General features: G+C 74.2%; 12 protein-coding genes. 2 read left to right on the forward strand and 10 right to left on the reverse strand.

Going from position 1 to position 13521, the window contains the following annotated elements; genetic code table 11:
• Nucleotides 1-24: 24 nt before the first annotated feature.
• The 8 genes from ACI8AF_RS14240 to clpB all read right to left on the reverse strand — a co-directional run bounded on the left by ACI8AF_RS14240 (nt 25) and on the right by clpB (nt 10107).
• Complete coding sequence (locus tag ACI8AF_RS14240; protein ID WP_456540374.1) at nt 25-606, reverse strand: pentapeptide repeat-containing protein; 582 nt, start codon at nt 604-606, stop codon at nt 25-27.
• The gene (locus tag ACI8AF_RS14245; RefSeq protein WP_456540375.1) at nt 603-1958 is read right to left on the reverse strand and encodes an FAD-dependent oxidoreductase; all 1356 of its coding nucleotides are present in this window, start codon (nt 1956-1958) and stop codon (nt 603-605) included. The genes ACI8AF_RS14240 and ACI8AF_RS14245 overlap by 4 nt, the downstream gene beginning before the upstream one ends.
• Nucleotides 1959-1971: 13 nt before the next feature.
• A complete protein-coding gene (locus ACI8AF_RS14250; protein WP_456540376.1) occupies nt 1972-3405 on the reverse strand; it encodes an FAD-binding oxidoreductase in 1434 nt (477 codons plus the stop codon).
• Between the two features lie 91 nt (nt 3406-3496).
• Entirely contained in the window at nt 3497-4099 is a 603-nt protein-coding gene (gene pyrE / locus ACI8AF_RS14255; RefSeq protein WP_456540377.1) for an orotate phosphoribosyltransferase, read from the reverse strand.
• 34 nt (nt 4100-4133) lie between these two features.
• Complete coding sequence (locus tag ACI8AF_RS14260; protein WP_456540378.1) at nt 4134-4808, reverse strand: fasciclin domain-containing protein; 675 nt, start codon at nt 4806-4808, stop codon at nt 4134-4136.
• A gap of 159 nt (nt 4809-4967) precedes the next feature.
• A complete protein-coding gene (locus ACI8AF_RS14265) occupies nt 4968-6644 on the reverse strand; it encodes a molybdopterin-dependent oxidoreductase (RefSeq protein ID WP_456540379.1) in 1677 nt (558 codons plus the stop codon).
• Nucleotides 6645-6702: 58 nt separating this feature from the next.
• Nucleotides 6703-7401: a hypothetical protein gene (locus ACI8AF_RS14270; RefSeq protein ID WP_456540380.1), complete on the reverse strand. Its 699-nt coding sequence runs from the start codon at nt 7399-7401 to the stop codon at nt 6703-6705.
• Between the two features lie 117 nt (nt 7402-7518).
• Complete coding sequence (gene clpB, locus ACI8AF_RS14275) at nt 7519-10107, reverse strand: ATP-dependent chaperone ClpB (protein ID WP_456540381.1); 2589 nt, start codon at nt 10105-10107, stop codon at nt 7519-7521.
• Nucleotides 10108-10320: 213 nt separating this feature from the next.
• Between clpB and ACI8AF_RS14280 the strand changes: the two genes are divergently transcribed.
• Nucleotides 10321-10776 (forward strand): MarR family winged helix-turn-helix transcriptional regulator, encoded by a 456-nt coding sequence (locus ACI8AF_RS14280; RefSeq protein WP_456540382.1) that lies wholly within the window; start codon nt 10321-10323, stop codon nt 10774-10776.
• 80 nt (nt 10777-10856) lie between these two features.
• Nucleotides 10857-11291 carry an OsmC family protein gene (locus ACI8AF_RS14285; RefSeq protein WP_456540383.1) on the forward strand — a complete coding sequence of 145 codons (435 nt, stop codon included), beginning with the start codon at nt 10857-10859 and terminating at the stop codon, nt 11289-11291.
• Nucleotides 11292-11356: 65 nt separating this feature from the next.
• Here the strand turns inward: ACI8AF_RS14285 and ACI8AF_RS14290 are convergent, their stop codons facing one another.
• Together ACI8AF_RS14290 and ACI8AF_RS14295 are read right to left on the reverse strand one after the other, a co-directional pair.
• The gene (locus tag ACI8AF_RS14290) at nt 11357-12967 is read right to left on the reverse strand and encodes a DHA2 family efflux MFS transporter permease subunit (protein ID WP_456540384.1); all 1611 of its coding nucleotides are present in this window, start codon (nt 12965-12967) and stop codon (nt 11357-11359) included.
• The gene (locus ACI8AF_RS14295) at nt 12964-13422 is read right to left on the reverse strand and encodes a MarR family winged helix-turn-helix transcriptional regulator (RefSeq protein WP_456540385.1); all 459 of its coding nucleotides are present in this window, start codon (nt 13420-13422) and stop codon (nt 12964-12966) included. Before ACI8AF_RS14295 ends, ACI8AF_RS14290 begins: the two co-directional genes overlap by 4 nt.
• Between the last annotated feature and the right edge of the window lie 99 nt (nt 13423-13521).

Consider the following 13521-nt stretch of genomic DNA (forward strand, 5'->3'; position numbering starts at 1 on the left):
CCACCGGCTGCGGCAGCCGCCCGATCACGGCTCGACCCGCAGCCCCAGCGCGGTCACGAGGACGACGGCCTGCGCGAGGTCCACCACCGCCCCGCGCAGCTCCACGGCGGCCGGGTCGAGGGCGGTCAGGTCGGAGCCGCGCAGGTCGGCGCGGGAGAGGTCGGCGCCGCCGAGCTCGGTGGCGGAGAGGTCCAGGTCGCGCAGCACCGCCCCGGTGCAGCGGGCACCCGAGAGGTCGGCCTCCCGCATCCGCGCCCCGCTGAACGACGCCCGCGCCAGGTCGGCGCCGGCCAGCCCGACGAACGACCAGTCGCCGCCGGTGACGGTGAGCAGGTCGAACGAGCACCGGTCGAACCGGCTGCCGACGAGCTTGCACCGGTCGAACTCCGCCTCGAAGAACGAGCAGCCGGTGAAGGTGCAGTTGAGGAACGCCGCCTCGGTGTGCCGCGAGCCGTTGAACCGGCAGTCGTGGAACGTGCAGTCCTCGAAGACGGCGCCGTCGTCGGTGACCTCCGACAGGTCCACGCCGCTGAACGACACCCCGCTGTGCTGCTGCCCACCGATGTCCTCGCCGTACCAGTCCGCGCCACGGACGTCCGCGGTCACCCGCGCTCCACCCGGCTGGCCACGCGGGCGGCGACGATCACCGGGTCGTAGGTGGGCGAGAACGGCGGGGCGTAGGACAGGTCGGAGCCGGCCAGCTCCTCGGCCGTCAGCCCGGCCCAGATCGCGGTGGCCAGGACGTCGATCCGCTTGCCGCTGCCCGGCCCGCCGACGATCTGCGCCCCCAGCAGCAGCCCCGACCCGCGCTCGGTGAGCACCTTGACCGCGATCGGGTCGGCGCCGGGGTAGTAGCCGGCCTTCGTCGTCCCCTCGACGGTCTCGGCGACGACGTCGAACCCGCCGTCCTCGGCCTGCGTGGTGCACAGGCCGGTGCGGGCGATCTCCAGCTCCCCCACCTTGGTCACCGCCGTCCCGAGGACGCCGGCGAAGCGGGCCGGCTGCCCGCCGATCACCGAGCCGGCCACGCGGCCCTGCTTGTTCGCGTGGGTGCCCAGAGCGACGTGCACCGGGTCGCCGGTGAGCCGGTGGACGGTCTGCGCGCAGTCGCCGGCGGCGAAGACCTGCTCGTGCGAGCGGCTGCGCTGGGTGCGGTCGACGTCGATGGCGCCGGTGCTGCCCAGCCGGATCCCGGCGGCCTCGGCCAGCGCCACCTCCGGGCCCATGCCCAACCCGAGGACGACGAGGTCGCAGGGGTAGCGGCCGACGTCGGTGCGCACCGCGGTCACCGCGCCGTCGGCGCGGGTCTCGATCTCCCGCACCGGCTGGTCGGTCTGCACGTCGAGGCCCAGGTCGCCCATGGCCTTGCGGACCCGCTCGCCCATGTCCGCGTCGAGCTGGGCCATCGGCTGCGGATCGGCCAGGACGACGGTGACCTGCAGCCCGCGCAGCTGCAGCACCTCGGCCATCTCCAGGCCGATGTAGCCCCCGCCCAGGACGACGGCCCGCCGGGCGCCCGCCGCCACCGCGGCCCGGATCGCGGCGCCGTCGGAGAGCCGGTGCACGCCGAAGACGCCGTCGGCGTCCAGCCCGGGCACGTCTGGCCGCAGCGGCCGGCCGCCGGTGGCGACGACGAGCGTGTCGAAGCCGATCCGCCGCCCGCCGGCCGCCACCGTGCCGGCGTCGAGGTCGATCCCCTCGGCGCGGGTGCCGGTGCGGACGGTGATGTCCTGGGCGGCGAGGTCGGCCGGCGTGCGGGCGATGAGGGCGTCCCGGTCGGCGACGACGTCGCCCACCCAGTACGGGATGCCGCACGCGGAGTACGAGGCCTCGGGGCCCTGCTCCAGCACGAGGATGTCGAGTTCGTCCGGACCGCGCAGGCGTCGGGCCCGGGTGGCCGCGGACAGCCCCGCGGCGTCCCCGCCGATGACCACGAGCCGCTTCTTGGCGTCGCTCACGAGCGACAGCGTGTCACCGCCCGCTGAGCGCGGCGACGTCGGCGAGGGCGCCGACCGGGGCGCGGCGCAGCACCTTGCCCGGGTTGAGCAGGCCCTGCGGGTCCAGCGCGTCCTTGATCGCCCGGTGCACGTCCAGCGCGACCGGGCCGATCTCGCGCTCGAGCCAGTCGACCTTGATCGACCCGATGCCGTGCTCGCCGGTGACCGTGCCGCCCAGGGAGAGGCCGAGCTCGAGGATGTCGTCGAACGCCGCGAAGGCGCGGGCGCGCTCCTCGGCGTCGGTCGCGTCGAAGCAGATCGTCGGGTGCATGTTGCCGTCGCCGGCGTGCCCGACGACGCCGATGGTGAGCCCCCGCCCGGTGGCGATCGCGTCGCAGCCGTCGAGGAACCCGGCGATCCGCGAGCGGGGGACGGCGACGTCGTCGATCAGGGTGCTGCCCAGGGTCTCGAGGGCCGGCAGCGCCATGCGCCGGGCGGCCAGCAGCAGGTCACCCTCGGCCGGGTCGTCGGTGGTGTGCACGAGGTCGGCGCCGGCGTCGCGGCACAGCTGCGCCAGCGCCTCGATCTCCTGCGCGGCCGCCTCGCCGCCGGCGTCGGACTGGGCGACCAGCAGGGCGTGCGCGTCGCGGTCGAGGTCGGCCTTGAGCAGGTCGTCCACCGCGCAGATGCAGGTGTTGTCCATGACCTCGAGCAGGCTGGGCACCAGCCCGGAGGTGACCACCCGCTCGACGACCTCGCCGGTCTGCGCCGTGGTGGCGAAGGTGGCCACCAGGGTGACCGGGGGCTTCGGGGCCGGGCGCAGCTGCAGCGTCGCCTCGGTGATGACGCCGAGCGTCCCCTCGGAGCCGACGAACAGGCGGGCCAGGTCGTAGCCGGCGACGCCCTTGACGGTGCGCCGGCCGGTGCGCAGCACCCGCCCGTCGGCGAGCACGACCTCCAGGCCCAGGACGTAGTCGGTGGTGACGCCGTACTTGACGCAGCACAGCCCGCCGGAGTTCTGCGAGAGGTTGCCGCCGATCGTGCACCAGTCGTAGCTGGACGGGTCGGGTGGGTAGAACAGCCCGTGCCCCGCGACGGCGTCGCGCAGCGCCTTGTTCACGACACCGGGCTGGACGACGGCCAGCCGGTCGGCCGGGGACACCTCCAGGACGGCGTCCATCCGGGTCATGACCAGCGTGATGGCCCCGTCGACGGCGTTGCTCGCCCCGGCCAGGCCGGAGCCGGCGCCGCGCGGGACGACGGGCACCCCGTGCCGGCTCGCGACCTGCATGACCGCGGACACCTCGGCGGTGCTGCGGGGGAACACGACCGCGGCCGGGGTGCCGGCCTCGGCCAGCATCGCCTGGTCGCGGGCGTAGGCCGCCGTCACGTCGGGGTCGGTCAGCACGCCGTCCGCGCCGAGCGCGGCGGTCAGTTCGGCGACCCACGTCGCCGTCACGGTGGTCACGGTCACACCGTACGACCCGCCGCCCGGCGAGATCGGCGGTCTCGCGCGTCCCGGCCCGCGGGAGGGTGCGCGAGCGCCGATCTCGCCGGGTTCAGCTGAGGCCGAGGTCCGCCAGCTCGAACGCCGCGTGGTACGCGAAGCCGGCCTGCTCGACCGCGGCCCGCCCGCCCCGGTCGACGATGACCGCGACGCCGATGACCTCGGCGCCGGCCTCCTGCAGCGCCTCCGCGGCGGTCAGCGGGCTGCTGCCGGTCGTGGAGACGTCCTCCACGACCAGGACCGCCCGCCCGGCGACGTCGGGCCCCTCGATCCGCCGCTGCAGGCCGTGCGCCTTGCCGGCCTTGCGGACGACGCAGGCGTCGAGGAAGCCCTCGCCGTCGGCGGCCGCGTGCAGCATCGCCGTCGCGACCGGGTCGGCGCCGAGGGTGAGCCCCCCGACCACGTCGTAGCGCAGGTCGCGGGTGAGCTGGCGCATCACGCGGCCGACCAGCGGCGCGCCCTCGTGGTGCAGGGTCAGCCGGCGCATGTCGATGTACCAGTCGGCCTCGCGGCCGGAGGAGAGGGTCACCTTCCCGTGCACGACGGCCAGCTCGACGATGAGCTCGAGCAGGCGGTCACGGTCGGGCTGGGCGGTCCCGTTCCAGGGGCCCGCCCCGAGGGACGAGGGGTGGGGGGGAACGGGGTCCTTGTCCATGGCGCCGACCCTAGGACCCTGCCCGACCGTGCTCTCAGGCGGCGGCCTCGGGCGCCAGCACCTGGTCGATGATGTAGACGGTCGCGTTCGCCGTCTGCACGTTGCCGCAGATGACCGACGCCGGCTGCGTGGTGATGGTCTGCTCGCCGCTGATCGTGAACTCCTCGCCGGAGCCCTCGATGGTCACGGTGTCGTTGTTCAGGGTGGTGTGCTCACCGGCGAGCTCGTCGGGCGCCAGCCGCCCCTGGATCACGTGGTGGGTGAGGATCGAGGTCAGCTGCGGCACGTCGGCGAGGACGGCGCCGAGCTGGTCGGGCGGGATCGCCGCGAACGCCGGGTTCGCCGGGGCGAGGACGGTGACGTCCTCCTGGGCGTTCAGCGAGTCGACGAGGTTGGCCGCGGTGACCGCCTGCACCAGGGTGGACAGGACCGGGTTGCTGCTCGCGGCGCTGGCCACCGGGGCGGTGCTCATCCCGGCGAAGCTGCCCGCGCCCTCGGCCGGCACCTGCGAGCAGGCCGCCCCGAACGGCTGGTCCGACGTCGGGCCGGTCTCCTCGGCCATCCCGGACGACGTCGCCGGGGAGCTGCTCTCCGAGCCCGAGGCGCTGCCGGCGTCCGACGAGCCGTCGGAGCTGCACGCGCCCAGGGTGAGGGCCAGCGCGACGGCGGCGGGGAAGATCGCGCCGCGGGTGAGGGTGGTGCTCTTCACGGGGGTGCTCCTGTCCTGTCCGTGCGAGACGCCGCACGCCGGCGTGGCCGGTGCACAGCATGTCGCGGGGCGGGGTGGTGCGCCCGGACCGTCCTGCGGGCGGCCGGGATCGCGTCGCCGGCCACGGTGCCGGTGACGGGTATCGGGGGGGTGGTGCGGCTAGGTGACGAGGACCCGCACGGAGTGCCAGCCGCTGGCGCCGTCGGGGAACGGCGAGGCGCGGTCCTCGGTCTGCAGGTCGCCGTCGCCGTCGGTCGCGCGGACGGTGATCTCGTGGTGGCCGCCGTCGAGGTCCACGGGCAGCACCCACTGCCGCCAGACGTCGGCGTCGACCTCGGGCGAGAGCTCGGCCTCCTGCCAGTCGCCGTCGTCGATCCGGACCTCGACCTTGCTGATGCCGCGGCCCTGCGCCCAGGCCACGCCGGCGACCGCCCGCCGGCCGGCGCGGACGGGCCGCAGCGGACCGGGGGTGTCGATCCGCGCGGCGGTCTTGATCGGGCCCTGCGCGGCCCAGCCGCGCTCGACCCAGTAGGCGTCGAAGGCCTCGAAGGTGCTGGCCTCGATGTCGGTCAGCCACTTGCAGGCGGAGACGTAGCCGTAGAGCCCGGGGATGATCATGCGGACCGGGAACCCGTGCTCGACCGGCAGCGGCTCGCCGTTCATGCCGAAGGCGAGCATCGCGTCGGGGGTGCGCAGCGCGGCGCCGGTGGGGGCACCGATCGTCATGCCGTCGGTGGAGCGGCAGACCAGCTGCGTCGAGCCGTCCTGGATGCCGTTCTCCCGGAGGAAGTCGCCGAGCGGGACGCCGATCCAGCGGGCGGTGCCGGCGAGCTCGCCGCCGACCTCGTTGGACACGCAGGTCAGGGTGATGTCCCGCTCGATCAGGTCGCTGCGGTCGAAGAGGTCCTGCAGCGTGAAGGTGCGCCGCTCGTCGAACATCCCGGACAGCGTCAGCCGGTACTCGGCGGGGCGGATCTGCGGCGTCGTGATCGCCGTGTCCACCCGGTAGAAGTCGCGGTTGGGCGTGAACAGCGGGGTGAGGCCGTCGACCTGCCCGGCGAGATCGGCGCCGCGCGGCAGGGGGGCCGCCGGCGAGGCCGGGGTCGGCATCGTGATGTCGCCGCGGGCGTCGGCGACGTCGAAGCGCCGGCGCAGCAGCTGGCCGCCGCCACCGGCCAGCGCGGCGACGCCGAGCGCGACCCCGCTGGTGACGAAGAAGCGGCGGCGGTCGAGGCCGGTCCCCTTGCGGTCGGCCATGGCCAGGGCGGCCCGCAGGCGCTCGACGACCTCCTCGTCGCCGGCCTCCGTGCCGGTCCCGGTCGCGGCGACGGCGGGGGCCGGCGGGGTGAGCGGGCGGAGCAGGGCGAGCAGGGCGACGACGCCGGCCGCGGCGCCGACGACCGACGGCAGCGCGTCGAGCAGGCCGCCCGCCGGCCGGGTGAGCGCGGCGACCACGCCGATCAGACCGAACAGCGCGATCCCCGCCACGCCGAGCCACCGGCGGCGCAGCGCGAGCACGCCGAGCACCAGGGCGTAGAGCGCCAGCAGGACCAGCGTGCCGACGACGAGGGCCACCTTGTCGTTCTCGCCGAAGGTCCGGATGGCGAAGCTCTTGACCGCCTCCGGCGTCAGCGTGATGACCGCGTCGCCGACGGCCACGACCGGCGACGACGCCGGCCGGACGAACCCGGCGACGAGCTGCCCGGCCCCCAGGGCCACCGCGGCGGCGAGCAGCCCGGCCAGCGCCGCGAGCAGCCGGCGCAGACCACGCCGGTCGGGACCCGGCTCGGGCCGGGCACCGGCCGGCGCCGCCGGGCTCTGCTCGGTGGTGGTCACGGGAGTCGTTCGGCGCTGGGCCGGGATCGGTTCATGGCAGGACGTCGGCGCGCGGCCGTCAGCCTCTCTGGCCGGTGGCCCGCAACCAGCCGCGGTACCGGTACCACTCGTTGGACGGCTTCATCGCCAGCAGGACGACACCGGCCAGGACCAGCAGGAACTGGAAGATGCTCAGGCCCTGCAGGAAGCCCGACACCATCATGGTGTCGCCGCCGCCGAGGGCGAACAGGCCGCTGACGATGCCGAACCCGCCGATGACGAACAGGACGATCCGGGCCCAGTTGCGGCCGTTCCAGGCGAACCACATGAACATCGCCTCGAGGCCGACGATGACCAGGCCGATCACGGCGCTGACCACGAGCACGGCGCGGACCGCGTCCTCGGTGAGGTCGACGGTGCCGCCCTGGGCCGTCGCCTCGGCCACCGCGCGGTCGACGAGGGAGTCGAGGTCGGCGAAGGTCACGATCGTGCCGATCACGCCCAGGATGAGGCTGGCGACGAACGCGCCGATGCCGAAGCGCACGGTGGCGGGGCGCTCCACCGGCTTCGGCCCGCCGCCCCACGGGGCGGCGGGCGCCGCGGGAGCAGGGCCGTACCCGGGCGCCGGCGGGTAGCCGGGCTGCGCGGGTGGAGCCGCGGGGTAGCCCTGCGGTGGCGGCGCGCCCTGGCCGGGTGCGCCCTGCTGCCCGCCGTCCCACCCCTGGTTGCCGGGCTGCCCCGTCGGCTGCTCCGGGAAGCCGCCCTGCCCTGACGTCATGTCCACTCCCTGCTCGGCATCGGCCCACGATCATGGTGGACCCGTGCACCGCCCGGGCACACCCCGTGCGCGTGTCGGCCCGCCACGGCCCGTCGGGAGGCCGTGGCGGGCCCGGGCTCACGCGCGGCGGACGGTCAGCCCGCTCTCGCCGGCGAAGTCGTCCGCGGCGTCGACCAGCACGTCGTCGCCGTCCCGGATCTCCCCGGCGAGCAGCGCCTTGGCCAGCTGGTCGCCGATCGCCGACTGCACCAGCCGGCGCAGCGGGCGGGCGCCGTACACCGGGTCGAACCCGTTGAGGGCCAGCCACTCGCGGGCCGCGTCGCTGACGGTGAGCGTCAGCCGGCGGGCCGCCAGGCGCCGGGCCAGGACGCCGACCTGGATGTCGACGATGCCGGCCAGCTCCTCGCTGCCCAGCGCCCGGAACACCACGACGTCGTCCAGCCGGTTGAGGAACTCCGGCTTGAAGTGCCCGCGGACGACGCCCATCACGGCGTCGCGGCGGCGCTCCTCGGGCACCGACTGGTCGGCGATCAGCTGGGAGCCGAGGTTGGAGGTCAGGATCAGGATGGTGTTGCGGAAGTCCACCGTCCGGCCCTGGCCGTCGGTCAGCCGGCCGTCGTCGAGGACCTGGAGCAGCACGTCGAAGACGTCGGGGTGCGCCTTCTCCACCTCGTCGAGGAGGACGACGGTGTACGGGCGCCGCCGCACCGCCTCGGTGAGCTGACCGCCGGCCTCGTAGCCGACGTAGCCCGGGGGCGCACCGACCAGGCGGGCCACCGAGTGCTTCTCGGAGTACTCGCTCATGTCGATGCGGACCATCGCCCGCTCGTCGTCGAACAAGAACTCGGCCAGCGCCTTGGCCAGCTCGGTCTTGCCGACGCCGGTGGGGCCGAGGAAGAGGAACGAGCCGGTGGGCCGGTCGGGGTCGGCGACGCCGGAGCGCGCCCGCCGGACCGCGTCGGAGACGGCGCGGACGGCGTCGGGCTGGCCGACGACCCGCGTGGCCAGCTCGTCCTCCATGCGCAGCAGCTTCTGGGTCTCGCCCTCGAGCAGCCGGCCGGCGGGGATGCCGGTCCACGCCTGGACGACGTCGGCGATGTCGTCGGGGCCGACCTCCTCCTTGAGCATCGAGGCCTGCTCGGCCGCCTCTTCGGCGTCGGCGAGCGCCTTCTCCAGCTGGGGCAGCCGGCCGTAGCGCAGCTCGGCCACGCGGGCCAGGTCGCCGTCGCGCTCGGCGCGCTCGGCCTCGGAGCGCAGCCGCTCCAGCTCCTCCTTGATCTGCTGGATCCGGGTGATCGCGCTCTTGTCCTGCTGCCAGCGGGCGGTCAGCTCGGCCAGCTGCTGGCGCCGGTCGGCGAGGTCCTCGCGGAGGGCGGCCAGCCGCTCGAGGGAGGACTCGTCGTCCTCCTTGGCCAGCGCCATCTCCTCGATCTCCATGCGCCGGACGACGCGCTCGATCTCGTCGACCTCGACCGGGCGGCTGTCGATCTCCATGCGCAGCCGGCTGGCCGCCTCGTCGACCAGGTCGATCGCCTTGTCCGGCAGGAACCGGGCCGTGACGTAGCGGTCGGAGAGCGTGGCGGCGGCGACGATCGCGGCGTCGGTGATGCGGACGCCGTGGTGCACCTCGTAGCGCTCCTTGAGCCCGCGCAGGATGCCGATGGTGTCCTCGACGCTCGGCTCGCCGACCAGCACCTGCTGGAACCGGCGCTCGAGGGCGGGGTCCTTCTCGATGTGCTCGCGGTACTCGTCGAGCGTCGTCGCGCCGACCATGCGCAGCTCGCCGCGGGCGAGCATCGGCTTGATCATGTTGCCGGCGTCCATCGCGGAGTCACCGGTCGCGCCGGCCCCGACGATCGTGTGCAGCTCGTCGATGAAGGTGATGATCTGGCCCTCGGCCTCGGTGATCTCCTGCAGGACGGCCTTGAGCCGCTCCTCGAACTCACCGCGGTACTTGGCGCCGGCGACCATCGCGCCGAGGTCGAGCGCCATGAGGCGCTTGCCCTTGAGGCTCTCCGGCACGTCGCCGGCCACGATCCGCTGGGCCAGGCCCTCGACGATCGCCGTCTTGCCGACGCCGGGCTCGCCGATGAGGACCGGGTTGTTCTTGGTCCGGCGGGAGAGCACCTGGACGACGCGGCGGATCTCGGTGTCGCGGCCGATGACCGGGTCGATCTTGCCCTCGCGGGCGCGGTCGGTCAGGTCGACGGCGAACTTCTCCAGCGCCTGGAAGGTGTTCTCCGGGTCGGGGCTGGTGACCTTGCGGGTGCCGCGCACGGTGCGGAAGGCGGCCAGGAGCGCGTCGCGGGTCGCGCCCGAGCTCTTCAGCACGGTGCCGGCCTCGCCGTCGGAGTCGGCCAGCCCGACCAGGAGGTGCTCGGTGGAGACGAACTCGTCGCCGAGCGCGCTCGCCTGCTCGGAGGCGAGGTTGATGACGCGCAGCAGCTCGCGGGACGGCGACGGCGCGGAGACCGTCGCCCCGGTGACGCTGGGCATCCGCTTGAGCGCGGCCTCGGCCTTGGAACGGACGTCCGCGGGCTCGGCGCCCACCGCCTTGAGCAGGGGCACGGCGATGCCGTCCGACTGCTCCAGCAGCGCGGCGAGCAGGTGCAGGGGCTCCAGGGCGGCCTGACCGCGGTCGACCGCGAGCCGCTGGGCGGCGGCGATGGCCTCCTGGGAACGGGTGGTGAGCTTGCTCTGAGCCATGGTCTCGGGCGCAGGTCCTCTCGGGAGCGGCCGGCGGATCGGCCGGGTGGTCTGTCACGCGGTCCAACGACGGCAAGGTTGAGTCTGTTCCGCTCAACCCCAGTCAACTCCGGTCCGGCCCGTGGGTCCAGCCGGGCCCGGCGCGCCGTCCCGGCGGAGGTCTCTGGCACGCGAGGTGATAACGCACGACGCAATGGGCCGTACGATCGGTGCATGAACCGCCTGCCGGCTCCGAGCGTGGTCCTCGACGACCAGCTGTGCTTCGCGCTCTACGCCGCATCCCGCGCCGTGACCGCGCGCTACCGCCCGATGCTCGACGAGCTCGGGCTGACCTATCCGCAGTACCTGGTGATGATGCTGCTCTGGGAGAACGACAACCAGACGGTCGGCCAGCTCGGGTCGAAGCTGGCCCTCGACAGCGGCACGCTCTCGCCGCTGCTCAAGCGGCTGACCGCGGCCGGCCTCGTCACCCGCCACCGGCGGGTGGAGGACGAGCGGTCGGTGAGCATCGCGCTGACCGACGCCGGCCGCGCGCTGCGCGACAAGGCGCTGCCGATCTCCGAGGCGATGATCGGCGCGATCGGCTTCGACACCACCGAGTTCGACGACCTCAAGGACCGCCTCCGGGTGCTGGTCGACCGGGTCAACAGCGGCGACACCGTCTGCTGATCGCGGGGGTCCGCGACCTGGGAGGGTAGGGGCGACGCGCCGGTCCAGCAGGGGGTCGGCCGCGACGTCTGGAGGGACCCATGCCCACCCGTACCGCTCGCACCGCCTGGAACGGCACGCTGCAGGACGGCTCCGGCCAGGTCGAGCTGTCCAGCTCGAAGCTCGGCACCTTCGACGTGAGCTGGCCGAAGCGCACGTCCGACGAGGCCGGCGGCTCCACCAGCCCCGAGGAGCTCATCGCCGCCGCCCACTCGGCCTGCTTCTCGATGGCGCTGTCCAACGAGATCGCCAAGGCCGGCGGCACACCGCAGTCCCTCGAGGTCACCGCCGACGTCACGCTCGGCCTGCAGGACGGCGCCACGATCACCGGGATCAAGCTCACCGTGCGCGCCGAGGTCGAGGGGCTCGACGCCGACGGGTTCGACAAGGCCGCCCAGGCCGCCAAGGTCGGCTGCCCGGTGAGCAAGGCGCTCGCCGCCGTCGACATCACCCTCGACGCCGCCCTGGGGAGCTGAGACCCGGGCACGGGAAGCGATCCCCGCGTCCCCGGGTGGAGGACGCAGGGATCGCTTCCCATGCCTCAGGCGGACTCGGTGGCGCGGCGCTCCTCGCCGTTCTGCGTGCTGAGCGCGATCTCGCGGATGAAGGCGATCGCCACGACGGCGACGACCGTGACCACCGCGGAGACCAGGAAGATCCGCCCGGTCGCGTCGCCGTAGGACACCCGGATCAGGGCCTGCAGCGCCGGCGGGGCGTCGGTCAGGTCGGCCAGGCCGACGTCCGTCGAGCCGGAGGAGGCGACGGCCGCCGCGACGGAGGGGTGGGTCGTCAGGCCCTCGCGGATCAGGTCGGTGACGCGGCCGGAGAGGACGGCGCCGAGCACCGAGACGCCGATCGTGCCGCCGAGGCTGCGGAAGAACGCGACCGCCGAGCTGGCCGCGCCGAGGTCGGCGGCGGCCACGGTGTTCTGCACGGCCAGCACCAGGTTCTGCATGGTCATGCCGATGCCGACGCCGAGCACGAAGAGGAAGACCCCGAGCAGCAGCATGGGCGTGGCGTGGTCCAGCCGCGACAGCAGGGCGAACCCGGCCACGACGAGGACCGAGCCGGCGACCAGGTACCGCTTCCACCGGCCGTGCCGGGTGATGAGGACGCCGGAGACGGTGGAGCTGAGCAGCATGCCGCCGACCATGGGGACGGTGAGCAGGCCCGCCGCCGTCGGCGAGTAGCCGCGGGAGACCTGCAGGTACTGGCCGAGGAACACCGACGAGCCGAACATGGCCACACCGACCGCCACGCTGGCCAGGATCGCCAGCGTCGTGGTCCGGTCGCGGAACAGCCGCAGCGGCACGATCGGCTCGGCCGCCCGCAGCTCGGTGACGACGAAGGCGACGATCGCCAGCACGCTGCCGCCGACGAACCAGGCGGTCTCGGCCGACAGCCAGGCGAAGCTCTCGCCGGCGAGCGTGACCCAGATGAGCAGGCCCGAGACGCCGGCGGTGAGGAAGGCGGCGCCGAGGTAGTCGATGGTCACCTTCCGCCGGGTGACCGGCAGGTGCAGCGTCCGCTGCAGCAGCACCAGCGCGACGGCGGCGAAGGGCACGCCGACGTAGAAGCACCAGCGCCAGCCCAGCCAGCTGGTGTCGACCAGCACGCCGCCGAGCAGCGGGCCGCCGACCGTGGCCACGGCCATCGTGCTGCCCAGCAGGCCGGAGTACCGGCCGCGCTCGCGGGGGCTGATCATCGCCGCCATCGCGATCTGCACCAGCGCCTGCAGGCCGCCGAGGCCCAGGCCCTGGAGGACCCGCCAGGCGATGAGGGTCTCGGCCGAGCCGGCGAGGCCGGCCAGCATCGAGCCGGCGATGAAGACGACGATCGAGATCTGGATGAGCAGCTTCTTGCTGAACAGGTCGGCGAGCTTGCCCCAGATCGGCGTGGACGCCGTCGACGCGAGCAGGGTGGCGGTGACCACCCAGGTGTACTGGCCCTGGCTGCCGCGCAGGTCGGCGATGATCGTGGGCAGGGCGTTGGAGACGACGGTCGAGGACAGGAACGCCACGAACATCGCCAGCAGCATCCCGGAGAGCGCCTCCAGGATCTGCCGGTGCGTCATGCGCCCCTGCTGCTCGACCGGCGGCAGGTCCGCCGCGGTCCGGCCGACGGCGACCGGGGTCTCGAGGGTGGTGCTCAACGGTTCTCCTCGCGGTGGGCGGTCGCGGTCTCGAGGTCGGCGGTCAGCCGTTCCAGCAGCTCGCCGAGCCGCCGCGCGTCCGGCTCGTCCCAGCCGGCCAGCGCCCCGGCGGCCCAGTGGGTCCGCTCGGCGCGCGCCGCGGCCAGGGCCCCGGCGCCCGCGGGGGTGAGGCTGAGCAGCGACGCCCGCCCGTCGTGCGGGTCGGGACGGCGCTCGACGTGGCCGGCGTGCTCCAGCACGGCGACCTGCCGGCTGGCCACCGAGGCGTCGACGCCGGCGTGCTGGGCGAGCACGCTGAGCCGCAGCGCTCCCCCGCGCTCGAGCGGCACGAGCAGCGCCGGCCCGAAGGACGGCAGGTCGCCGGCGACACCGCGGGCGCTGAGGTGCCGGCCGGCGCGGACGAGCTGCGACAGGCTCGACGTGATGCGCTCGCACGTGGCGGGGGTGACGGACACGGGATTCCTCGGACGATCAGGTAGATGCAGACCGCAACCATACATCTTGTTGGTTGCTGTCAACAACCAGACACCCGGTCGGAGTGTTCCCGGAACACG

Source organism: Blastococcus sp. SYSU D00669 (genome assembly GCF_054050715.1).

What these genes read in the sequence shown, in the direction of transcription:
- ACI8AF_RS14280 (WP_456540382.1), top strand. Translation starts at nt 10,321, where the DNA reads ATGAACCGCCTGCCGGCTCCGAGCGTGGTCCTCGACGACCAGCTGTGC.
- pyrE (WP_456540377.1), bottom strand. Translation starts at nt 4,099, where the DNA reads ATGGACAAGGACCCCGTTCCCCCCCACCCCTCGTCCCTCGGGGCGGGC.
- ACI8AF_RS14270 (WP_456540380.1), bottom strand. Translation starts at nt 7,401, where the DNA reads ATGACGTCAGGGCAGGGCGGCTTCCCGGAGCAGCCGACGGGGCAGCCC.
- ACI8AF_RS14285 (WP_456540383.1), top strand. Translation starts at nt 10,857, where the DNA reads ATGCCCACCCGTACCGCTCGCACCGCCTGGAACGGCACGCTGCAGGAC.
- clpB (WP_456540381.1), bottom strand. Translation starts at nt 10,107, where the DNA reads ATGGCTCAGAGCAAGCTCACCACCCGTTCCCAGGAGGCCATCGCCGCC.